At 43.5% G+C, this 23,287-nt stretch carries 18 protein-coding genes; 15 read left to right on the plus strand and 3 right to left on the minus strand.

The genetic code is table 11. The annotated features are described in order from the left end of the window. Positions 1-22: 22 nt before the first annotated feature. From ON006_RS00495 to ON006_RS00515, 5 genes are all read left to right on the plus strand, one after another. Positions 23-1,009 carry an esterase-like activity of phytase family protein gene (locus tag ON006_RS00495; protein WP_244824592.1) on the plus strand — a complete coding sequence of 329 codons (987 nt, stop codon included), beginning with the start codon at positions 23-25 and terminating at the stop codon, positions 1,007-1,009. A 350-nt stretch (positions 1,010-1,359) separates the two neighbouring features. Next, positions 1,360-2,136, plus strand: a complete 777-nt coding sequence (locus tag ON006_RS00500; protein ID WP_244824593.1) for a DUF2272 domain-containing protein — start codon at positions 1,360-1,362, stop codon at positions 2,134-2,136. Positions 2,137-2,776: 640 nt separating this feature from the next. After that, positions 2,777-3,646, plus strand: a complete 870-nt coding sequence (locus ON006_RS00505; RefSeq protein ID WP_244824594.1) for a hypothetical protein — start codon at positions 2,777-2,779, stop codon at positions 3,644-3,646. Positions 3,647-3,874: 228 nt separating this feature from the next. Continuing rightward, the gene (locus ON006_RS00510) at positions 3,875-4,330 is read left to right on the plus strand and encodes a hypothetical protein (RefSeq protein WP_244824595.1); all 456 of its coding nucleotides are present in this window, start codon (positions 3,875-3,877) and stop codon (positions 4,328-4,330) included. A 76-nt stretch (positions 4,331-4,406) separates the two neighbouring features. Continuing rightward, the gene (locus tag ON006_RS00515; protein ID WP_244824596.1) at positions 4,407-6,182 is read left to right on the plus strand and encodes an esterase/lipase family protein; all 1,776 of its coding nucleotides are present in this window, start codon (positions 4,407-4,409) and stop codon (positions 6,180-6,182) included. 69 nt (positions 6,183-6,251) lie between these two features. Here ON006_RS00515 and ON006_RS00520 read toward each other — a convergent pair whose 3' ends face one another. Both ON006_RS00520 and ON006_RS00525 read right to left on the minus strand, forming a co-directional pair. Further along, positions 6,252-8,099: a sensor histidine kinase gene (locus ON006_RS00520; protein WP_244824597.1), complete on the minus strand. Its 1,848-nt coding sequence runs from the start codon at positions 8,097-8,099 to the stop codon at positions 6,252-6,254. After that, positions 8,096-9,265, minus strand: a complete 1,170-nt coding sequence (locus ON006_RS00525; RefSeq protein ID WP_244824598.1) for a hypothetical protein — start codon at positions 9,263-9,265, stop codon at positions 8,096-8,098. The genes ON006_RS00520 and ON006_RS00525 overlap by 4 nt, the downstream gene beginning before the upstream one ends. 1,826 nt (positions 9,266-11,091) lie before the next feature. Here ON006_RS00525 and ON006_RS00530 point away from each other — a divergent pair. The 10 genes from ON006_RS00530 (at position 11,092) to ON006_RS00575 (ending at position 21,798) form a co-directional block, all read left to right on the plus strand. Next, positions 11,092-11,313 carry a 2TM domain-containing protein gene (locus ON006_RS00530; protein WP_244824599.1) on the plus strand — a complete coding sequence of 74 codons (222 nt, stop codon included), beginning with the start codon at positions 11,092-11,094 and terminating at the stop codon, positions 11,311-11,313. A gap of 11 nt (positions 11,314-11,324) precedes the next feature. Further along, positions 11,325-11,891, plus strand: a complete 567-nt coding sequence (locus tag ON006_RS00535; RefSeq protein ID WP_244824600.1) for a cupin domain-containing protein — start codon at positions 11,325-11,327, stop codon at positions 11,889-11,891. 14 nt (positions 11,892-11,905) lie between these two features. Continuing rightward, positions 11,906-12,472, plus strand: a complete 567-nt coding sequence (locus ON006_RS00540) for a carboxymuconolactone decarboxylase family protein (protein WP_244824601.1) — start codon at positions 11,906-11,908, stop codon at positions 12,470-12,472. Between the two features lie 63 nt (positions 12,473-12,535). Next, positions 12,536-13,699, plus strand: a complete 1,164-nt coding sequence (locus tag ON006_RS00545; protein WP_244824602.1) for an efflux RND transporter periplasmic adaptor subunit — start codon at positions 12,536-12,538, stop codon at positions 13,697-13,699. Positions 13,700-13,706: 7 nt separating this feature from the next. Further along, the gene (locus ON006_RS00550; protein ID WP_244824603.1) at positions 13,707-16,886 is read left to right on the plus strand and encodes an efflux RND transporter permease subunit; all 3,180 of its coding nucleotides are present in this window, start codon (positions 13,707-13,709) and stop codon (positions 16,884-16,886) included. A gap of 8 nt (positions 16,887-16,894) precedes the next feature. Then, on the plus strand, positions 16,895-18,298 hold the full coding sequence (locus ON006_RS00555; protein ID WP_244824604.1) for an efflux transporter outer membrane subunit: 1,404 nt from the start codon (positions 16,895-16,897) through the stop codon (positions 18,296-18,298). A gap of 277 nt (positions 18,299-18,575) precedes the next feature. Further along, positions 18,576-20,063 (plus strand): cbb3-type cytochrome c oxidase subunit I, encoded by a 1,488-nt coding sequence (locus tag ON006_RS00560; RefSeq protein ID WP_244824605.1) that lies wholly within the window; start codon positions 18,576-18,578, stop codon positions 20,061-20,063. A gap of 29 nt (positions 20,064-20,092) precedes the next feature. Beyond that, a complete protein-coding gene (locus tag ON006_RS00565; RefSeq protein WP_244824606.1) occupies positions 20,093-21,109 on the plus strand; it encodes a cbb3-type cytochrome c oxidase subunit II in 1,017 nt (338 codons plus the stop codon). A gap of 19 nt (positions 21,110-21,128) precedes the next feature. Further along, the gene (locus tag ON006_RS00570) at positions 21,129-21,389 is read left to right on the plus strand and encodes a hypothetical protein (RefSeq protein ID WP_244824607.1); all 261 of its coding nucleotides are present in this window, start codon (positions 21,129-21,131) and stop codon (positions 21,387-21,389) included. 1 nt (position 21,390) lies between these two features. Next, on the plus strand, positions 21,391-21,798 hold the full coding sequence (locus ON006_RS00575; RefSeq protein WP_244824608.1) for a cytochrome C: 408 nt from the start codon (positions 21,391-21,393) through the stop codon (positions 21,796-21,798). A 50-nt stretch (positions 21,799-21,848) separates the two neighbouring features. On the opposite strand, the gene ON006_RS00580 is transcribed toward ON006_RS00575, so the two are convergent. Further along, positions 21,849-23,210, minus strand: coding sequence for a sigma-54-dependent Fis family transcriptional regulator (locus ON006_RS00580; RefSeq protein ID WP_244824609.1), 1,362 nt, complete (start codon positions 23,208-23,210; stop codon positions 21,849-21,851). Positions 23,211-23,287 lie beyond the last annotated feature (77 nt).

Below are 23,287 nucleotides of genomic sequence, written 5' to 3' on the forward strand. Positions count from 1 at the left end.
GTCAGCGTTGTTCAATCCATTTATGAAAAATATTCTAGCAGTAGTTTTACTTGTAATGCTAACTCCGTATTGCGGAGCGTGTCAAAACAAATTCGAAATCCGGAGTGATACCATTCTAAAATCGATAACCAGCAAATTCCACGGGCTTTCAGCAATTGAGTACATACCAAGGACAGAAGAATGGATTCTAGCAAATGATCGGGGCCATTATTTTAAATTCAGGAATTGCAACAATGTTCGTGATTTCAATAGAGGAAATCTTAGCGAGGATATCAGGACAGATTACTACTTTGAAAGTGTTAGGTATGATTCAATTCGAGATGCCTATTTTTTCTCGGTGGAAACCGATACTTATACAGGTGTTTACTCTAGCATAGGGCAATTACACGCTCCAAATCCTCGCGTGATCATTAAACTACCTTTACCAAGTAAAAATAAAGGAGTCGAAGGAATAGCTCTTTCCCCTTCCGGTGCACTGTGGATTGCGGCAGAAGCAGGATGGGAAAGCGGTACTGATATTGCTAACGAAATCGTATACTTTTATCGCTATAAGAATCCTTTGGTGGATAACGACCAAGAGCAACCAGAACGTTTCAAATATAAAATCAGGCGATATGATGCAGATGCAGTCGACAAAAGCGATAGGCCTGGCGGAATTTCAGAGATACTTGCCGTAGATGAAAATTGTCTCCTAGTCTTAGAGAGATGTTATATAAAACAGCCTGGTGGTAACCCAAATCGAGTTTTTGCACAAATCCGAAGTGTAACGGTTAATAGTAAAACACACGAATTAGAGCCAAATGACACACTAAATTTTGATTTTAGTAGTGTGCCAGTGGTTTGTAATGTGGAAGGTATGGCTTGGGGTGACTTACAAAAGCAAACTTTGTTTGTTATTGCTGACGATGGGTTGGGAGACGATTATTTCAGTGATGAAGTAGATCCTAAAACCGGAAGGGCTAGCGTTCCAACTTTGCGAAATCAGATGATAGTTCTGAAAAGAAAGTGATTAGCCAAGAAATCCGACAGTCACGAGCATTGTTCAACATCCTAAACTTTTTTTACTAGCGCGATCTTAATACTGATAGGGAGCATTAGCGATGGTAGAAGCTATGACATTACGTGAACTTACAGCAAAAGAAACAGTGCTTTGGGGATATTTGGTTATGATAAGATTTTGGTGGGAAGCTTAGTGCAGCACATCCAAGATTTGTTGAATGTATGATTTTTTGAGCGATAACCAGTACGATGTCAATGAGAGGTCCTGGAGTTTAAAGACACCCGGATTCAGATTGGTATCGCTGCAAATGCTACTTGAAATAAGAAACATATTATTTAGTCACTACTTCCAATTTTTCAATGGATTTACGAGTTAACACACCGGAGGCAAACCTACGGATTGAGCCGAACACATCAAAGGCTCCACTGGCAATACTGCCGGTAGGCCACCTTGTGACAATGAACGGGCCGCTTGCAGGAGCGAGTGGCGATTGGCAGCCATGCAGCACATTTATTGATGGCCACCAGTTAAATGGCTTTGTCCATGCCTCCTTGCTACGCACGCCCATAAATGCCGAAGTAGACCGTTTGATTGAAACGGCAGGCAAAGAATATAAGGATTTTCTCTTTGGCAAACGCAATGAAAATCATCCAGAATCCAAATCCCGAATAGACGCCTACTGGGCTTCGGTGCCTTTGGCACCGAAGCCGGTCAGTGTGGCTTGGTCGGCGGTATTTATAAGTTTCGTGGTGAGAGAAGCTCTACTCACAAAATCATTCAAATTCTCTCAGCGCCATACCACATACTTTAGTGATAGCAAAACAGCATTTTTGAACAATGATGCCTCCCGAGCCTATTGGGCCGTCCGACTGAATAACCGGATACTCGAAGTGGGTGATCTCGTAGGTTATTTTCGTACAGGTCTCGCCTGCGGAAACGCAGCGCACTCATATGACGACCTCCCTGGAGACTTCTGTTCACACAGTGATGTGGTGGTGGCGATAAGGAACAACATTGCTTTCACAATAGGAGGCAATGTGAGCCAAACCGTGAAAGTCAAAGAGGTTCCGCTCACAGCCACCGGAAAAATAGCTGTAGGCAATCAGCGCATACTTGTGATGCAACGTAACTTTTGATGACTTATAGTTTTGACAATAAGTTCACCAAAGAATATGATGTGCGTCAATGGACGGAACTTAACGCTTCGGACTAGCAAGATTACTAAATTCTAAGCCTGAAAATTGGTCCTCAGAATACTAAAAAATCAGTATTGTTAGTGAGTGCTAATTAAGCGAATTTTGATACTGAAAATATTGCTTATGCATGCAACCTTATCTCTAAATAATTTCTCCTCTAAACAGGTGAAACTGCAAGGACGCAGGATTTTAACTTGTCGTTTTGGAGTAAATCTTAAACAAAACGGTAATAGTCATAGTAGGACGGTTTGAGGTGTTAGACGTTTACAGGGTAACGTTTACGACTATTTCTATGCAAAGAGTATGTCCGTTGATTTAAAATTCGACAGATAAAATTACCCTAGGTCAATCTATTTTTTTTCTTGCTAATAATGAATCATTGTTAACTGAGGTTTGAAGTTTGGTGCTGTTTCTATTATTAGAAACTTTCAATGATCGTGCCCGTTTAGGCATTGCAATCAAAATACTTACCTCACAAAAAACTTGTCATGCACTAGCACCTTGTATATGTGACAGCAGAATCTACGGGTATGTGAGAGAACTTTTAATTCTATAACCTAAGTATGAACCTTCGTTCAATATGGAAAATCAAGAATCGCCTTCTCATATTTTAATTTTAGGATATCAGATTTCACGCGTGACGCTGAGGTCTATTATGCGTTACGGTTCAAGATTATTGGCTATTACGACTATCGTATTTACTTTAATTAAGATGTATCAAGCCAATGAACAAAACATCGCTACTCAACGGCAGACTTTGATGATCCAAAAGAATATCGCTGTTACCACAAAAACTCATCGTCATCTTACATCGCAAATTGAAGGAATAGTTGAGAAGATGTCTACTCAGTCTATCGGCCAGTTTCCAGAGAATCTTGTCGAAATAAATAGATTGTTCCGTAGATCAAAGCGGAAACTACACATACTTGCTGACGTTCCCTGCTATGGACAATTTTCAAGCCCAGCAGAATATAATAGATATAGAGACTTTTTGCTATTTAACAATAAGGATGATTCACTTGAAATACAGATGGTTACTTATGGCTCTGAAAAGCGGACAGAGAAGAGCCGTCAACAATTTGAAGCTGCTATGAGAGATAAGGGTGGTTTTGAGAAATGGAAGGTTGATAGAAAACAAAAGATCTTAAACTACCTTTCTAAGCATCGATCTGAGATTACATTTGAGAAACTGCAACCGCTCCACTTCTATAACCTATTGGAGAGGAATAATAGCAAGCTGGCAACTTCTCTTAGAGAGAATCTGAATTTTAGGGAAACTGAAAAATTTGACTTGCCGATGTTTATCTGGATTAGCGATGACAAGGAGGCTATCTTCTCTTTAATAAATTTCCCAAACAATTCGACAGAGGTTGCTTTCAAGACAATTGATAAAAATTTAGTGGCTGTACTTGACAGTATTTTTGTTGGAATATACAAAAATAGTAATTGAAATATTGAGTAATTTTAATTTAAGTTAAGCGAGATATGGTTTACAACAATATTATTCTTGCAAATATTTATGTATGTCAAAATAGTAGTTCTTCTGACTATATTCAATGGGAATTTAAAGATGTGAGGTGGGTTTTCTTATTGTAGTAACCATCTCATAATGAATGAGGGATGAAAGACCAATTACTATTTATTAGAATATTTAACTCAAACAGGAAATTCGTAATACATGGATGATCAATTGCTGGAACTTTATAGGTTTTATTTTGAAGATTTGAAAGATCTTCATGAGGGATATATTAGCTTCGAAATAACCATGTCCTTGGCAATACTTACAGTTATTGGTTGGTTTTTAACAGCTGACAAAGCACCCAAGTTCATTTCTTCTCATAAGTTTGCGAAGACCATATTGGTTATCACGATCGGTATTACGGCTATTTTGGAGCTATTTGTCGTTTATAAGATTAAGCTAATGGCTGACAACATTTACAGATTGTTGGTGCGAATAGTGAGAAAATTGTCACCGCCATTTCAAGATATTATTGTTAAGGATTATTTTGAGTATCGATTGATCGCTCCGGAAACGGTATTTGTTTTTTATATTTTCCATCTTACACTGTTGGTGGTACTAGGTATTATTATAAGCAAAAGCAATTCTAAGGCTCGGCTGGCGAAACCAGGTTGATTTTCAGGATTGTAGTGAGTACCAAAAGAAAGTACAAATTAATGAATATAGAAAATAAATATTGTCTTTTCATGATATGTCAAAAATAAAAATCAAGTTTGAGCCCGATGATGAGTCAACCTTTTTTAAGGCAGCCAATTCTTCAGAACTTGTTATCTTGTTGCACGCAACTGCTGGTGACTCGACCTCATTGAGAGATATCAAGAACCGTCTTATCAAGGACAAACCGCATTCTGATATTTGGTTTCCCAATGTTCCTACTTCGTGGGTTTCATTTGCGAATCCGATACATCTGGTAAAAGCATTAGTTGAGCAGATTGATGCCATATGGGAATACCATGCTGAGGACAATAACCATGAACACTACAAGCGCATAATTCTAATTGGCCATAGCATCGGTGCTTTATTTGCTCGTAAAATCTATGTTTATAGTTGTGGTGAAAATTCAAATGCACCCTTTGAGAGAAAAATTGAAATCAAGCAATCAAGGGAATGGGCAATTAAGATAGAACGAATAATCCTGCTAGCCGCTATGAACCGAGGATGGTCAGCCCGTGACTTGTCCATTTTAGATTCCTTGTACATTAGGGCAGGTGTAATTCTCGGTAAGCTGGTCATGTTCTTTTTTAGAACGCGGCTTTTGCTGTTTCAAGTTAAGAAAGGGGCCTCGTTTATAATACAGCTTCGTATTCAATGGCTTGCCATGGTACGTGCCTTTAATGAAGGCAGAAAGCGGGAGGGAGGTGCATTGGTGATTCAGCTTCTTGGCACAGTGGACGATATCGTATCACCGGAAGATAATGTGGATCTCGTCACAGGGGGTGATTTTGTCTATCTCGAGGTGCCTAAATCCAGTCATTCAAATGTTGTGAAGATGGGGAATGACACCGAAGGAGAAGCTCGCTATAAGGTTTTGCGTAGTGCGCTTTTGGATACTAAGGAGGAGCTTTTAAAAAGAACTGTTGTACCACTAGATGCTGTAAATTTCCCGGTTAATACTAGTGTTACTGATGTCATTTTCGTCATCCATGGTATACGTGATAGAGGATTCTGGACTCAGAAGATTGCCAATAGGATCAAGTTATTGGGTGACAGTCCAAAAAGGAAATATGCTATTGAGACGTCGAGCTATGGCTATTTTCCTATGTTGTCATTTTTGTTGCCATCAACCCGACGCGCCAAAGTGGAGTGGCTTATGGATCAGTACACGGAGGATCTGGCGCTATATCCAAATGCCGATTTCTCGTATGTCGGACACAGTAACGGCACATATCTGTTGGCCCAGGCGCTGGAAGATTATCCTGCATGCCATTTCAAAAACGTGCTCTTTGCCGGCAGTGTGGTCCCAACAACCTATAAATGGAATTCGCTAATTCAGGATGGAAGAGTAAAGTCAATCTTGAACTATGTTGCTTCGGCGGATTGGGTTGTTGCGATTTTTCCGAATTTTTTTCAAAAAGTGCCGTTTCTTGGAGTTAAAGACATCGGCGGGGCTGGTCATGAAGGTTTTACAGGTCTCAAACAGTTTCAGATCCAGTTTGTTAGTGGCAGCCATGGTGCAGCTATTAACGAGGATATGTGGGGCGACATTGCTGATTTCGCAGTAAACGGTAAGATCTCAACGCCAACAAACTCATTACTGATTGTGCCCAAGCGTTCAAGGACAGTGGCAGTATTAGGATACCTTTCTCCGCTAGTCTGGCTACTGTTACTACTTTTGTTTGGTGGCGTTGGCTTTTTGATATGGAGTTGTATCTGGTCTCCATGTTATTATCAATATGCATATGTCTATCGCACCATTGCCTTGATTTTGTATTGCAGATTTCTCTGGTTCGTCTTGACCAAGGTTTGAGTAGGTGTAAAGAATAGGTGGCACAATATGGTCTGAGGCGAAAAACTAGGAAGATCGGTTACGAGTATTCTAAACCGGAATTTTTATTGTTGCAACTGTGCCGCTTGCTGGGCTGCTTTTTATAGAAAATGATCCGTCGATCATGTTTACCCTGTTTTTAATATTCGTTAACCCTAATCCACTACTCTTGGACTTGAATATTTGCTCAACGTCAAAACCATTCCCATTATCCTGAACTGTTATGGAAAGGTGAGTATGTTGATAGTCTACATTAACCACAATATTAGTTGCTTTGGCATGTTTTACGATATTACTTAATAGTTCTTGGAGAACTCGAAATATTAGCAACTCCTTATTTGAATCACTTAGGATAATTTGGTCATTCGATAGAATCTGCACTTCGAAAATACCGGTTTTTCTCAGGATTGAAGCCTGCTGTTCCAATGCACCGAGCAATCCAATTTTTCTTAGGTAATCGCTGTTGAGGGATTTTGCAATATCTCTGAGCTCATTCATTACATTACTCACCAAATTTATGGATTCTGAGATTCGTTGTTCATCGTTTTCATTGACTATGTTATCCAATGAATAGAGATTGATACTAACAATCCCAAGGCTCTGCCCAATATTGTCATGTATTTCCTGACTTATATTGTTGAAAGTCTGTTCTTGGATTTCTAGCTGAGCTTGCAACATTTCATTGTCAAATCGATCTTGAATCCTTATTAAATCTTTTTGCAGTTCAAATCGAATTTGATCATTTTGTTCTTTATCCCATTGAAGTCGTTTGGCAAGTAAAATTGATAAAAAAAAGGATTCGACTAAAATGGCAATTGAAACGTAGGTAATATCAAACAGATGTTCAGGTGTGCCAAATTGTATATTTATTTCCTCCATGGCCACTAGTATCAACCAAAATACGTATGTAACGCTGTAGTAGTACCCAAGATTGTTGCCCGATTTTCCGACGGACACACCAATATATATTGCTAGAATAAATACCAGTAGTGCCATGACCCAATTGGCAACAAAAATGACCAGATCAGGTAGAAAATGAAGAATTGGGAGATAAAGTAATAATATTACGCAGACCATCACTGTAAAATAGAATAGGTTGCTGCGATATTTTTTTACTTCCAAAAATAACAAGCAATATACGAGCATTATTGGCATATCTATTGCAGGAACAATTTTATACCAGTACATCATGTCCGCAAAAGGAAAGGCATAAATAAAATAACCTTCAAGGACTGATGTGGATGTTAATATATAAGATACAATTAATAAGCAGTATGCCAAATAATAGTTGTGTTTAAGGCTAATGAAAAGGAACAAGTGAATTGCAAAAACAAAAAATAGTAGACCTAAGTATATCCCGTAGTAGAGCTTTTCCTTGTTACTTGTAATCAAATAGCTTTTGCTGTTCCAAATTTTTACATTAATGGGATGGACGTAGGGGATAAGTCTTATGAAATACTCGTGTTTGCCGCTTAGCAACGGGAAGGACTGCCAGTGATCACTTATGGGCTTATTACCTATAAGTACCTTGTAGCCTGATTTTATCACTGTCCAACTGCCTTTGGAGTCTCTTACATACAAGTCAGCGGTGGGTATGAAGGCGTGCTCTAGTTGAAGATATAGCTTCTCAGATGAATTATTATAGAACTCAAATTTTAACCAAAATGCGGATTTGTTTAGACCAAAATGAAGTGTATTTTGCTGTGAGGGAGTAAATTTGTTGTCGAATTCCGCAGAAGATACCTGGTCTATTTTTAGCAAGTTGCTTTTGTCTTCTAATATTGCCAGGCGGTTTCCGATATTGATATAGGTTTTGCGAGGATTCCATCGAATTGCACGAGAGTACGAGTAATCGATAGAAACTAGAAGTAGAGCGCAGGCAAGTATAAAACGGGTCATGACTTGACAAAATCGTCGCTAAGACTGTGTGTCTGAGATGGAAAAAAAGCTCCCTGTATGACGCTCCACCAAAGCCAGCAGTGAATAGAGAATAAAAGGTATCCCATGTATCCAAAGAAGGGCATTTCGAAAACGTAAAATATTGAAACAAATGGAATGCAATAATTCCAATAAGCTGGGTTATTGGAATATGGTGAACCGTTTGGTAAATCAAAACCACTAGCCCAGTTCCAACCTTCAATAAAAAGGCCCTGAGCTAGCCAAGTTAAGGCAAATACCAATAAAAAAGTCCAATTTCCAGTAGTTCTAATTTCAGTAAATGGGGTCTTTAAGTTTAGGAACCTCATTAGTGATGCGAGAATTATTATTGGTGCTATCCAGATACCATAGAAAATATTATCGGATATAAAGGGAGTTACGAATAGTAGGCCAAATCCGACAGCGACAAGAATGACGCTCACTGATTTCGAATATGCGACAATTGGGCCGAGTTTATATTTGTAATTGAGAATTTTGAGTGCAATAAGAAGTTGATACCACTCAAAGGACATCGGAATGAATGCTGCTGAACCTAATGCTGCATATAGAAAGTATACTTTTCTCGACATCAAGTTTGCAGCAGGGTAAAACCAATTGTGTTCGATAAAAAAATTGAGATACTCATAGATCAACCAACCTGAAACCGACGTAAGTGCCATTGAGGCTAGCTCTATTTTTTTGTTAGAAAATAGCGATCCTTTGGGATCAAATTTAAATACCAGCCCATCCAGTATAAATATGAATCCCCAGCATAGAGGGAGAAAAGCCCATTGTACGAACCATTTAGGTTCACTCCATTTAAAAGCAAACGATATAAAGGATATTGACCAGACTGCTAAGCCGATCCAAAACCAATATGGTAATTTGTGGCCCGTTCTTATAGCTTGCCTTGGACCTTTGTATTTTTTGAATCCAAAAACCTGCGGAAACACAAAAAGAAGTATGGCTAAGACGAAGAATACAAATGTGATTCCTAAGACAAGGGAGTTTGGTTCCGGCTTCCGATTTTCAGTCGGCGGAAATACAAAATAGTTTTCTGGGAAATTCCCATGGTGATGTAGATATGCACCGAGATACGGCACAGCTATAATTACCAAAATGGTGGCAATGACTGATATTTTTTTCATCTTGACAGAAGGAGTTGTCAGTTATTATTCACTCTATATTTTATAAATAAATTTATGCTCCCTCGCTACAACCATATTAGGTTATGATTAGCTAGTCAGAGCATATTCATTCACGGCATTAATATCGGTTTTTTCTGATAACTTTCCTTAGTTTTAAGCGTATTTAATAATATAAATATGGATGGATCGTTCAAATTTGATATGCCGGTTTGGTTTGTACTGCAAACGGCGCTGTTTTGGCAAGTAGGTGCAGCATCAGAATCTAGTACGTTGGCTGATATACGTTCATTGTTGATAGATTCTGCGGCCACTTGAATTTATCGACTCCCGATCTGTTCAATCCACCTCATACAACTCCTCACCCCAAGAAAATGGAAATATCACCGTTGAATCGACAGCGGTCGCACTGATAATGAATAATTCATATTGTTGATATGAGATTATTCTAGAAACTACAAAATGAGAAACGGTTTTCAAATACTCTTAAATGCTTGTTGAATTTAGAATCGCTAGGCTCAAACTTCGATCAGAAACCATCTACCCTTGTCTCCATGTTTTTGATATCGAAATGCAGGAGATTATTTTCTGAACGATCGTTCAGAAAATAATCTCCTGCATGGGCTGATCTACGAAATCAAAAAATGCCTCTTAAAACCATGAAATGGAACCCATTTTTTTGGCGCACTTTAACTAAAATTCCACGATTTACGTCTTGCCATTTTTTCTTACAAAATCAATGTTTTAACTTTAAGCAATATAGAGTTGTTATATATTGAAAATCAACTAGTTAGGAGAAAAGGTTACACTGGGAATTTGAACCGTTTCGTGCATCGTGGAACGCATTTTTGAGATTTCGTTATTTTATTGGCTTTCAATACATTAAGTCAATCGTTCGAATCCCTCTCTCTCTGCAGGGTGCCTAAGTGCATAATATTCAATTAGTTATAGCGGAGGTGTTTCCTCCGCTATTCTTGTTTTAAGGCATTTAACTAGTTGATTGTCAGTATCAACTTTGACAAACTGTCCAAAAAAGCTCCTCGTGTTGGTGAGCAATTCGGTGAGCATTTTCCTGTGAATTTGAGTGCTCACCGGAAAAAAGCTATGTGTCTTTGGCGTTAATAAACTATGAGTTTTGTTTGCTAAACCGAGACGAGGACCTTGTTGCTAAATTAAATTCTTGAACCCTTGTTATCGTTTGTCTGGTGTCTAGGGATACTTACACAATGGAAAGAAATTACAATTTCGGTCACATGAGTACAGTACAGAGGGCAAGCACTTAAAGACACATTGGACTATCAAAAGTGACTGCGCGACGTGTGTCCATTAAAACAGAAATGTATTGCGAAGGACAGCACGAAGAGAATTGTCAAGGAGATCTATCGGAAGAATACCAGCGTGCTCTTTTGCGCAAACAAACAATAGCTGGTAAACGCATGAAAGGTTTGAGACAGGGAATAGTCGAACAGGTATTTGACAGCTTGACATAGCGTTATGGGCCCACACCTCTTCTTTCTGCTACATTGGAAATAACCATGCGGACTGTGACTTCGATCACACTTTTTTTGTGATTTTCCTCCTTTTCAGTAAGAGTAGCGCTGTTGTAAATTTGTAAAGAGAGAAGGGTGAGATTTCAAGGAAAATTCTTGCAAAACAATATGTAGAGTTTCGATTCGGCAGACTTTTCAAACATTTTTAGCAATTGTGAAAGCAAGACTAACTGAGCAGTTTGAGCTTCTCATAAGAATTACCCATATGTAAGTTTTCGATATTCGAAAACTGGTTGGCTGATCAAAGGAATAAAACACTATTAATTACAATACTGAGGCATGAAAAATCTAACTAACCGAGATGCACCAGCACAGATCGACCCTAAAAAGGGTTTCAAAATTCATTTCCTTGTTTTTCTGCTTGTCGTCCCTGCCATATGGGCAGTATGGTATTGGACAGACAGGTCCTATCCGTGGCCGCTTTGGTCAACACCTGCCTGGGCAGTAGGGATACTGTTCCACTACCTGGGGGTATATGTTTTCAAGCGAAGGATTAGTTAATAAATACCAGCATGAACCAGCAAAAAACATTCAGGCGCATTTTGACGGGTCACGATGCGGACGGGAAAGCTATTATCCTGTCGGAAGCTTCCCCCGAGCGGACCTATATGATCGGTGGCCCCAATGGCGCCAAGTTTCACGAGGTTTGGAGTACATTGCAGTCCCCGGCATTGATCGGCAGCAGGCCCGAAGATCCCGAGGAAACCAGCCTGATATTGTCGCCACCTAAAGGCGGCACGCGCATCCGGGTTATTGATTTCCCTCCGGAAGGAGAAGAGATCCGGAGCCTTAGCAAAGAGGAAGCGGCAGCTAAATTCAAGGCTATGGGCGGTGAGAAAGCTTCCACATCCGGAGAGGGTGCGGCACATCCTTTAATGCATCGCACCCAAACCATCGACTACGGGATTGTGCTGGAAGGAGAGCTGACATTGATCGTCGACCGTGGAGAAGCAACTGCCAAAGCCGGTGATATCATTATTCAGCGGGGTACCAACCATGCCTGGGCAAACCGGTCGGGCGAAACCTGCCGCGTGGCCTTTATTCTGATCGACGGGCAGTTTACCAATGAATTACAATAAGCTAAGACCCTTATATGCGTATCAAACCTTTACCACCAGAAGCACTGAATCCTGAGCTTCGCTATGTTCATGATGAGATCGCCAATTTAGTAGGTAGAAGTCAAAGTCAGGTTGTCATGATCGATGATCAGGGTGCATTGCTTGGCCCTTTTGCGCCGATGTTACATTTTCCGCAGTTTGGTGTAGCGGCTTTGAGCTTTCTCCGTACCCTGGACATGCACGCGACGCTTGGTAAAACTGTACGTGAAGTGGCAATTCTAACGGTTGGCGGTGCTTTTGGTTCACGTTTTGAACTCTATGCACACGAGATCATGGCCGAAGCTTTTGGTCTTTCACCGGGCATTATTGCGTCACTTGCAGCCGGTGGCCGCCCCAATGGATTAAGTGAGGAGGAGACGATTGCGCATGATATTGCCTTTGCGCTGGTTAACGGCCACATTGTTCCTGATTCAACTTATAACCATGCGGCGCAGCTGCTGGGAGAAGATGGGGTAGGGGAATTGATATTTCTCATCAGCGGCTATTGTCTCATCGCCATGATTTTAAATGGATTCGATATGCCAGCTCCGGAGCGGAAATGAAAAAAGCATTCAGCGGGATCTGCTTCTTGGGTACTCAACTAATATTTGCAATCAAGTCGGGAAATGGGAAAGTTATTATTGTTTAGATTTGTTGGCGCTAGCATTTATTTATCAGTTGCCTTTTTGATGGGGTGTTCCAGCCAGGAAAAATCGCAAACCGCGCAGCCTTTGGCGAGTGTGCCGGTTGTGAGCCTGAGTGCTGGTCAGGTCACGACTTATCACGATTATCCGGCGAGCATTGAAGCGGTGGCAAACGTACAGATCAGGCCGCAGGTAAATGGGTATATCGACCGTGTTTTTGTGGATGAAGGTGCATTTGTCAGGAAGGGGCAAACGCTTTTTAAGATCAATGAGCTGCCTTATCGCGAGCAGCTGAATGCAGCGATTGCGGGCATGCATTTTGCGGAGGCGTCGGTGATCAATGCGCAGATAGAGGCTGATAAGCTCAAACCATTGGTTGAAAACAAGGTTATATCAGACTATCAGCTGAAAATTGCAGACGCTACATTGCAAATGGCAAAGGCACGACTCGAACAATCGCAGACCGCTATCGCATCAGCAAAAATCAATCTGGGGTATACCACGATAGAAGCGCCTGTGAATGGATATATCGGCCGGTTAGCCAAAAAGCAGGGAACATTGGTGGGCCCATCGGATCCCGCACCATTGACCGAACTGTCGGATGTTTCTCAGCTGCACGTTTACTTTTCGTTAAGCGAGCAGGATTTTATCAACTTCAAAGCACAATACCCTGGCAATTCGCTGGGGGAAAAAATCAGGCAGGTACCGGAAGTAGATCTTGTTCTTTCGGATGAAAGCATTTTTATACAAAAGGGAAAAGTCGACATGTTTGATGGTCAGTTTGATAAAAATACTGGCTCGATCACCGTCAGGGCAAGTTTTCGAAATCAGCAGGGATTGCTCCGGTCCGGTAATACGGGCAAGGTCAGGCTTGGTCTTAGTCATCGTGATGCAGTGCTGGTACCTGCCGCAGCTACGATAGAGATCCAGGACAAAGTCTTTGTTTTTGCTTTGGATAAAAAAAACAAGCTCAGCCGGCAAGCTATTCGGATTGCTGGCAAAAGTGGGACTAGTTACCTGGTTAAAGAAGGGCTCAAAGCAGGCGACCGGATCGTCATGAGCGGCATAGACCATTTGCAGGAAGGACAAACCATCCAGCCGGAGATGTTAGTGACGTATAACAACCCTCGTTCGGCACTCAAATAAACTCACTATGATCGCGAAATTGATAGACCGGCCCGTACTTGCTACCGTCATTTCGGTGATCCTGGTCATTCTTGGGTTACTCGGACTTAAAAGCCTGCCCCTTCAGCAGTTTCCCGATATTGCGCCGCCCGCAGTTCGGGTTAACGCGGTTTACCCCGGTGCCAATGCGGAAACGGTGCTGAGATCCGTTGCCCCTGCGATTGAAGAATCCATCAATGGTGTTGAGGGGATGACCTACATGAGCTCGACAGCCAGCAATGACGGCTCGCTTGCGATTACGGTTTATTTCAAACTGGGAACAGACCCTGACCAGGCGGCGGTGAATGTGCAGAACCGGGTTGCGCAGGCGACCAGCAAATTGCCCGCAGAGGTGATTCAGCAGGGTATTAACACGGCCAAGCAGCAAAACAGCCTGATCATGGTGCTCAACCTGTACTCCGAAAACAGTAAATCATACGATCAGACATTCCTGGCCAACTATGCGCAGATCAACCTGATACCGGCCATCAAACGGATACCCGGCGTCGGACAAACATTTATACTCGGTTCCAATCAGGATTATTCCATGCGGGTCTGGCTGAATCCGACTCAGATGGCCACCTATAATCTGACGCCAGGCGATGTCAATGCCGCTATCCAGGATAAAAGCCTGGAATCGGCGCCGGGCAAGTTTGGCGAAAATAGCGAGGAGTCTTTCGAGTATGTGATCAAATACAAAGGCAAGCTGAATAAGCCGGAAGAATATGAAAACATTGCGATACGCGCCAATGCCGACGGCTCCGTGCTTCGACTGAAAGATGTCGCCAGAATAGAATTCGGCTCGTACTCGTATGGAAGCAAATCACGCGTGAAAGGCCGCACAGCGCTCCCGATCGGCATATTTCAGCTGCCGGGTTCCAATTCCAGCGAGATCCAGATGGCGGTCAAAGCCTTTCTTGAAAAGTCTTCCATGGATTTTCCCAAAGACGTCAGGTACATGGTCATTTATAACACCAAGGATTCTCTGGACCAATCCATTTCACAAGTGCAACATACCCTGCTCGAAGCATTTGTACTCGTCTTCATTGTTGTTTTCCTTTTCCTTCAGGATTTTCGGTCCACACTCATACCTGCCATTGCAGTGCCCGTCGCGATTCTGGGGACATTCTTTTTCATGTCCTTTTTTGGGTTTACGATCAATCTGCTCACATTATTTGCATTGATCCTCGCCATTGGTATTGTAGTCGATGATGCGATTGTGGTCGTGGAAGCCGTGCATGCCAAAATGCAGAATGAACACCTGCCACCCAAAGAAGCAACGGTATCTGCCATGAGCGAGATTACGGGCGCGATTATCTCCATAACACTCGTGATGGCAGCCGTCTTTTTGCCGGTTGGGTTTCTGGAAGGTTCCACAGGCGTTTTTTACCGGCAATTTGCATTTACGCTTGCGATCGCCATCGTCATTTCTGCTGTGAATGCCTTAACGCTCAGCCCCGCATTGGCAGCTCTTTTTCTGAAATCCAATCATCAGCAAGCAGGCGCGACAGATAAAAAATTGACTTTTAAGGACAAATTTTTTGCCGGATTTAACTCCGGTTTTGACAAACTGATTTTTAAATATACCGGCAGCCTGGACTACCTGATCCGGTACAAGTGGGCAAGTATGGGCGGACTTTTGCTGGTGGTTGCATTGGCGGTCTGGATGGTTAACCGAACACCCTCTGGTTTTATTCCCGCAGAGGATCAGGGCTTTATCGCGATATCGCTCTCCATGCCAGCCGGTGCTTCATTGGACAGGACCGATAAAGTAATGGCGGAAGCCGAAAAATTACTGGCATCTGTCGGGGCAACAAAAGAGGTACTGGTCGTAGGCGGATTCAATTTCCTGACATTATCCATCAGTCCTTCAGCGGGTATCTCTTTTGTACTTTTAAAACCAACCGATGAGCGCGGAGAGGTGAAAGATATCAATGCCATTGTCGATACTGTCCGTCAGAAATTATCTGCCATCAAAGGGGCAGATTTCTTTGTGTTCACCTTTCCAACAGTACCCGGTTTCAGCAATGTGGATGGTCTCGATCTTGTCCTGCAGGACAAAACGGGCGGCAGGCTCGACAAATTCAGCGGCATCAGCAGCAGCTTTATCGGCGAGCTTATGAAACAACCCGAAATCGGAGTAGCATTCACCACTTTCCGGGCCGACTACCCGCAGTTTGAAATGGAAATTGACAATATGAAAGCGGAACAATTGAGTGTCGGCACCAAAGATATCCTGGCTACGATGCAGGGTTATTTCGGCAGTGCACAGGCTTCGGATTTTAACCGCTTTGGCAAATATTACCGCGTAATGGTGCAGGCAGACAAAAAAGACCGGGCAGAACTCGCTTCCATGGATGGGATATTGGTCAAAAATAAGCTGGGCGATATGGTCCTGCTCACTACATTGGTCAAGTTTAAAAGGGTTTACGGCTCAGAAACTGCTTCGAGGTATAACTTATTCAATTCCATCAGCATAACGGCCATTCCAAAGCCGGGGCAAAGCTCAGGTGACGCCATTAAAGCCATTCGGAAAGTAGCGTCTGAGCAGCTTCCGGCGGGTTACTCCTTCGAATTTTCAGGACAAACCAGGGAAGAAATTGCTTCCGGAGGCCAGTCTGCCGTCATTTTTGGTTTGAGCCTGCTGTTTATATACTTCCTGCTTTCTGCTCAATACGAAAGTTACATTCTTCCTCTGGCTGTAATCCTTTCCATCCCGACCGGTATCCTCGGTGTATTTTTAGCGATTGGGCTGGCTGGGATTGAAAACAACATTTATGTGCAGGTGGCGCTGATCATGCTGATTGGTTTATTGGCCAAAAACGCTATCCTGATTGTAGAATTTGCCGTCCAGCGGCGGCATGCGGGTTTGTCTTTAAAAACTTCCGCTATTGAAGCCGCCAGGCTACGCATCAGGCCCATTGTGATGACCTCCATTGCATTTGTTGCAGGACTGATTCCGATGATGTCGGCAACCGGTCCCTCCGCCCAGGGCAATCATTCGATCAGCATTGGAGCTGCGGGCGGGATGATATCCGGGGTGATTCTGGGGCTTTTGATCATCCCGGTACAGTTTGTCGTTTTTCAGGCTTTGCAGGAAAAACTTTCCGGAAAGCCGGTAGCTGTCATTGATGCATCTGCGGGTCAATTTGTATTAACCGCTGTATAACCAGTCAGATGAAAAATATAACGACCCTCTTGATTCTGATGATGTTAGCCGCAAACGGTTGTAAAATTTCCAGGGATACCCCGAAAGTCACTGCGGCATTCCCCGATCATTTTCGCGACCAGCCTGATGAAGATACGAGCAGCATTGCGGACCTTCCATGGAACGCATTTTTTACCGATACGACCCTTCAGAAACTGATCAGTTTTGCAATTGAAAAGAATTACGATATGCAGATTGCATTAAAAAACATTGAAGCTGCCCAGTTGATCTTTGCACAGGTCCGGTCCAATTATCTCCCACAGGCTGCCTTGCAAATCAGCTCCAATAGCAGCCGGCCGTCGGACAATAGTTTGAATGGTTTAAGCCTTGATAAATTTCTGGGGACGGGCCACATTGAGGATTATACTGCCGCAGTTAACGTGTCCTGGGAGGCGGATATCTGGGGCAAGATCAGAAACCAGCAGAAGGCCGCACTGGCAGGTTATCTGCAAAGTAAGGAGGCCCGAAACGCGGTACAGACGTACATTGTATCTTCTGTCACCAAAGGATTTTATAACCTGATGATGCTGGATGCCCAGCTGGCGATTGCCCGAAAAAATGTTGCGCTAAACGACAGTACACTGGAAATGATCAGGCTGCAGTTCAATGCTGGCCAGGTGAGTTCTCTCGCGGTTCAGCAGGCGCAGGCACAGCAGCAGCTTGCCATGCAGCTCATCCCGCAGTTTGAGCAGGCTATCCATATCCAGGAAAACGCTTTGAAAATCCTCACAGGAGAATTGCCCGGGCGTATCGACCGGTATCTGACATTTGATCAACTGGCGCTTCCTGAAAAATTATCAGCTGGAATTCCATCCGGAATTGTCGGTCGGCGGCCGGATGTTAAAAGTCGCGAGCTCGCACTGGTTGCCGCCAGCGCCAACATCGGCATAGCCAAAGCAAATATGTACCCGGCGCTGAGAATTACGGCAAGCGGCGGCGTGAATTCCTTTTTGGCAAGTAACTGGTTCAACATACCGGCGTCATTGTTTGGTGCGGTTGCGGGCAGCGTGATCCAGCCTGTTTTTCAGCAAAAACGGCTCCGTACCCAATATGAAGTTTCGCAAGTGGAGCAGGAGAGGGCCGTGGCGGAATTTAGAAAGTCCGTTTTGAATGCCATTGGAGAAACTTCGGATGCATTGGTCAGAATAGAGAAATTGAAGGAGCAGGAAAATATAGCATTGCTCAGGACGCAAAACCTTCGGCAGGCCACCACAAATGCGAGGATGCTTTTTCAGGATGGTGTGGCCAATTATCTGGAGGTAATTACTGCCCAGGGCAATGTGCTTCAAAGTGAGCTTACATTGGCAGGTATTAAAAAAGACCGGTTTTTCGCCGTTACGGATTTGTATGTAGCGCTGGGTGGGGGTTGGTAGACAGACTTACCAAGTCTTCGAGACTTGGTAAGTCTAACCCCGAAAAAAATATTTAAAAATACGTTTCTAAGAAGCATGGGATCACTATTCAGTCATACCGGAATCATCATCACCATCGTCCTGATCGAAATTCCCATCATCTGCGGAATGCTGTTGCTGGTTTAAGATTTTAAATGTTTTAAAAAAGAACAAAGCCATACCGGCAGCCGACGCTGCGGCACCGGCCGCCTCGGCAGCCGCAACAATTCAACGGGATTACCAGCTCACCAATTCAGAATTGTCAGGTTTGCTGGTACCCAAAGATGAAAGAGGCCTCATCACCCATGTAGCCCATCATGCCGCTTTACCCTTTGTTGCCCGTAAAAAAAGCGCACAGGTACGTCCGAAAATTGACCCTGAATTAGCCAGGCTCATTCTCTGGTATATCGGATGTGCCACCTTCTGGCTCGTTTTCGGTACAACGGTGGGGGAATATGTGGGGATCAAATTCGTAGCGCCCGATGTGGACGAGGTGAGCTGGCTGAGTTTTGGCAGACTTCGCCCTGTACATACCAATGCGGTTTTCTGGGGCTGGGCATCGCTGGCAATGCTCGGACTTGGGCATTACGTTGTGCCAAGGGTCAGTAATACGCAGCTTTTTAGTACTAAGCTGGGCTGGTATGCGCTGGTTTTGATCAATGTAACCGTGTTTTCGGGTACGTTGTGTTTGATGGCAGGTATCAACAATGGTGGCGGAGAATACCGGGAATATATCTGGCCTGTGATGCTGCCTTTTGCAATTGGTCTGGTACTTACGTTGTACAATTTTGTTAAAACCATTGCAAACCGTACCACCAAAGAAATCTATATTTCCAACTGGTACATTGTCGCCTCCATCATTTTCGGGATTACGATTACGGTTGTCGCTTACTTACCATTTTGGCAAAATGGGCTGGGTGAGACTATCATTCAAGGCTACTATATGCACCAGGGAGTAGGCATGTGGTTTATGCTTTTTACATTGGGTATTGTGTACTATTTTCTGCCTCAGCAGCTTAATAAACCCATTTATTCGTACAGTTTGGGGATACTGGCTTTCTGGGCGCAGATTCTGTTTTATACGACCATTGGTACGCACCATTTTGTTTTTAGCTCCATAGCATGGTGGCTGCAAACAGTTGCTATTGTAGGCAGTGCAGGTATGATTATTCCGGTGGTGGCCGGGACGACCAACTTCGTGATGACTTTTAAAGGTGCCTGGTTCAAAGTACCGGATAGTTACACGCTGCCATTTTTCCTGACTGGCATCGTGTTCTATTTCACGGGTTCATTGCAGGGTACGGCGGAAGCCTTCCGGTCGACCAACTTACTCTGGCATTTTACCGATTTCACTGTCGCACATTCGCACTTGACAATGTACGGGATCATCTGCTTTTTTCTCTGGGCCGGTATTTATGCCGTGCTACCGCGGCTGACGGGCCTTGAACCTCCGCAAATAACAGTAGGGGTGCATTTCTGGCTGGCGCTGATCGGACTGCTATTTTACACCATTCCGCTCATGTACGGGAGCACGTTGCGCGGGCTGATGTGGATGGAAGGAAAACCTTTTATCGACAGCGTTATTTTCATGGCGCCGTTCTGGTTATGGCGTGCGATCGGTGGCAGCCTGATGTGGCTTTCCCATTTGTTTTTTGCTTACAATATGTACCACATGATCGTCAGCAGTGTCGTTATCGACATTCGCGAGACAGCATTTGAAGCGATAGTCCAGGAAAATAACGATTGATAAATACCTCCATTTTTATATGAATTGACATGGATTTTTTTGATAACCATACTAAATTATTTGGTGCAGCCTTTTTGTTGTTTCTGGTTTTGACGGTGTTTGTTGCATTGGTCCCGGCCATTAATAATGAGAAAAACAATGCGCCGCTCCCCGGCTTTCAGCCATTAAGCGATGATGCTGTGAAAGGGAAGGCGCTTTTTGTGGCCAATGGCTGCGTAGCGTGTCATACCCAGCAGGTCAGAAATGTGGATATGGATAAGATGTGGGGGCAGCGTCCCAGTGTAGCTCCGGATTATGCCGCCAACGAAAGGACGGATCTGTGGCGCAACACGGCTACATTGATGGGAACGGAACGCACCGGGCCGGATCTTACGTCTATCGGCACCCGTCAGCCGAGCAAGGAATGGAATCTGGTACATTTATTCAATCCGCGCATTGTTGTAAAGGAATCCATTATGCCAGCCTATCCCTGGCTCTTTGAAGTAAAAAAAGAACCCTCCCAGGAAGACGTGATTGTGACCGTGCCCGAGAGATACGTAAAAGAGGGAGGCATATTGGTTGCAAAAAAAGAAGCATTGCAGCTTGTTGCCTATCTCCTATCACTGAAACAAACTGAATTGCCCGGTGGGGCGCCCCCGAATGGTATGGTATCAACATTTTTATACAAAAAAGAAACAAAAGAAGGCTCAGAAGAAACCAGTGCGAATCCCGGCCCGGACGGTTCTGCCTTATATGCAACACATTGCCAGGCTTGTCACCAACCAACCGGAGAAGGACTTAAAGGTGCGTTTCCTGCCCTGAAAGGCAGCGAAATTGTAGTGAATGACAATCCGGAGCTCATGCTGAACATTATCATCAATGGATACGATGCCCGGGAAGAGTTTGGGGTGATGCCTGCCATTGGAAAAAATGCAGAATTGAAGCCCGACGAAATTGCAGCCATCATGAACCACGAACGAACTTCCTGGGGCAACAATGCCAGGAAACTGAGCGGACAGGAAGTCAGCAAGCTCATGGATGCGATCAAACAACTGCCGAATCAATAAACAATGAAATGATTTTACAATGAAAAAGTCTGTCACAATACTTCTGCTGATTGTAATGCGGCTGCCTTTATTAGCCTGCCCGGTTTGCGACCAGCGGCAGCTCAAGGTTTTAAAAGGGATCACACATGGCGCGGGCCCGGAAAACAATTGGGATTATGTCATCATCATTACCGCGATGACCATCGTTGTTTTCACACTCTTTTTTTCTGTAAAATGGCTGGTCAAACCGGGTGAATCCGCCGCCGACCATATCAAAAGATTCATTTTAACCAACCGTTAAAATGGAGGATAAAAGCACTGTTATCATTTTTATCGATGATGATGAAAAACCAGTAGGAGAGTTCGCTTCTCCCGTGAATTTTGAATTGGACACGCGTAAAATGGTTGATGGTAAGCATGTTCTGAAAATCGTCAGTAAAGATCCGACCGGGAAGGAAGGAGTCAGGATGATCCCTTTTGAAGTAAGAAACGGGCCGGCTATTGCCATAGAAGGAATTGGGGAAAATGCTGTTGTAGATGGCGTTATTCCGCTGATGATCAATGCATATAGAAAAGGGGACCAAAAGAAGTTTCTGATCACCGGCAGCGAATCGCCCCAAAGCATTCCCGCTTTGTTCTGGATCCTGCTCATTGGTTTTGCGGGCTGGTTGGTGTATTATTTGATTACTTATTTGGCGGTAGAGGAGTAGGGGGCTGTCGGCAATCGGCTGTCGGCAGTCGGCAAGCTGGACTTGGCGGGTTATTCCGAGAACCTCTTTTTTATTCCTAGTCTTTTGATCATTGAATGCAGCGTGGTGGGGGGCATCCTTAATGCTTCTGCGGCGCCGCCTGGGCCGGCTACTTTTCCTTTGCAGGATTTCAGAACGCGCATGATATGCTCCCTGTCCACTTCATCTATTGTTTTCACCCGGGTACTTTCCAAAACAGAGGCCATATTTTCCTCGCCTACGGGTAAATACAGCTGGTTGATGATTGGCTGGGACGTTAATAGCACGCTTCGTTCTATCAGGTTTTCAAGCTCCCGCACATTGCCAGGCCAATTATATGCTGAAAGTTTTTTAATGACTTTATTGGAAATCCCGGAGATTTTTCGCCCGCTTCTTTTTGCATATTTTTCTAAAAAATGGAGCACCAGGGCGGGAATGTCTTGTTTCCTTTCCCTCAATGATGGTATCGTGATTGGGAAAATATTTAGCCTGAAAAAGAGGTCGCTCCTAAAATTGCCCTGATTTACTTCTTTCTGGAGATCTTTATTGGTGGCTGCAATGACACGAACATCTGTTTTTATAGGAGTTCTTCCACCGATCCTTTCAATCTCTTTTTCCTGTAAGGCCCTGAGTAATTTCACCTGCAAATTCAGGGGCATGTCGCCTATTTCGTCGAGGAACAAAGTACCGTTATGGGCGAGCTCCCATTTGCCGATCCGCCGTTCGGCTGCACCGGTGTAGCTCCCTTTTTCATGTCCAAACAGTTCACTTTCAATTAAATTCTCGGGAAGCGCGGCACAGTTTACGGTTACCATCGCCTCGTCCTTCCTCCATGAGTTTTGATGGATTGCCCTGGCTATGATTTCTTTTCCCGTACCGGTTTCTCCAAGCAGAAGCACCGTGCTTTGTGTTTTTGAGACCTGGGACACCAGCGTACGCACTTTTTCCATGGATGGACTTGTACCAATGATCTTTGAATGATTGCCGGTTGTTTCTATCTCTTTATTGAAGGAGGAGGAGCCTTCAGCGAGTTCTTTTTCCAGGTTTTGAATCTTGGCGGCTTGTCTTTCAATTTCTTCGTTCGCAATAATATATGCGAGTACAATGCTGATTTGTGAGGCTACGGCTTGCAGGAGTTCTGCATCAACAATATTGGGCTCTGTCCACAAAATACCGATATTCCTGGTTCCAGCCATGAGCGGAATGCCCAATAGATCGTTTGTGCCGGATATGACATTGTTGTCATTAACCACGGAAAGCATATGCTTGTCGATGCCGAGTATTTTCAGTCCATCGGCGACCACCGTGAAAAATTCGGCCCGGTTGGTAATTTTCGCAATTTCAATACAAAATCTGGCGAGCATGGCCCAGCTGTCCTTATTAAGATTATTCACGTTGGATTTTAGCTAAGAATAAGGTAAAAATATATCCTCATTGTATTATCTTACAAGTAATCAAATATTTGTTTAAC

The organism is Dyadobacter pollutisoli (genome assembly GCF_026625565.1).
Taxonomy (GTDB): domain Bacteria; phylum Bacteroidota; class Bacteroidia; order Cytophagales; family Spirosomataceae; genus Dyadobacter; species Dyadobacter pollutisoli.

Bases quoted from the DNA above. Each gene is read 5' to 3' on its own strand.
- ON006_RS00495 (WP_244824592.1), top strand. From the start codon at position 23: ATGAAAAATATTCTAGCAGTAGTTTTACTTGTAATGCTAACTCCGTAT.
- ON006_RS00515 (WP_244824596.1), top strand. From the start codon at position 4,407: ATGTCAAAAATAAAAATCAAGTTTGAGCCCGATGATGAGTCAACCTTT.
- ON006_RS00530 (WP_244824599.1), top strand. From the start codon at position 11,092: ATGAAAAATCTAACTAACCGAGATGCACCAGCACAGATCGACCCTAAA.
- ON006_RS00545 (WP_244824602.1), top strand. From the start codon at position 12,536: ATGGGAAAGTTATTATTGTTTAGATTTGTTGGCGCTAGCATTTATTTA.
- ON006_RS00540 (WP_244824601.1), top strand. From the start codon at position 11,906: ATGCGTATCAAACCTTTACCACCAGAAGCACTGAATCCTGAGCTTCGC.
- ON006_RS00510 (WP_244824595.1), top strand. From the start codon at position 3,875: ATGGATGATCAATTGCTGGAACTTTATAGGTTTTATTTTGAAGATTTG.
- ON006_RS00555 (WP_244824604.1), top strand. From the start codon at position 16,895: ATGAAAAATATAACGACCCTCTTGATTCTGATGATGTTAGCCGCAAAC.
- ON006_RS00570 (WP_244824607.1), top strand. From the start codon at position 21,129: ATGAAAAAGTCTGTCACAATACTTCTGCTGATTGTAATGCGGCTGCCT.
- ON006_RS00535 (WP_244824600.1), top strand. From the start codon at position 11,325: ATGAACCAGCAAAAAACATTCAGGCGCATTTTGACGGGTCACGATGCG.
- ON006_RS00505 (WP_244824594.1), top strand. From the start codon at position 2,777: ATGGAAAATCAAGAATCGCCTTCTCATATTTTAATTTTAGGATATCAG.
- ON006_RS00520 (WP_244824597.1), bottom strand. From the start codon at position 8,099: ATGACCCGTTTTATACTTGCCTGCGCTCTACTTCTAGTTTCTATCGAT.
- ON006_RS00565 (WP_244824606.1), top strand. From the start codon at position 20,093: ATGGATTTTTTTGATAACCATACTAAATTATTTGGTGCAGCCTTTTTG.
- ON006_RS00525 (WP_244824598.1), bottom strand. From the start codon at position 9,265: ATGAAAAAAATATCAGTCATTGCCACCATTTTGGTAATTATAGCTGTG.
- ON006_RS00550 (WP_244824603.1), top strand. From the start codon at position 13,707: ATGATCGCGAAATTGATAGACCGGCCCGTACTTGCTACCGTCATTTCG.
- ON006_RS00575 (WP_244824608.1), top strand. From the start codon at position 21,391: ATGGAGGATAAAAGCACTGTTATCATTTTTATCGATGATGATGAAAAA.
- ON006_RS00500 (WP_244824593.1), top strand. From the start codon at position 1,360: ATGGATTTACGAGTTAACACACCGGAGGCAAACCTACGGATTGAGCCG.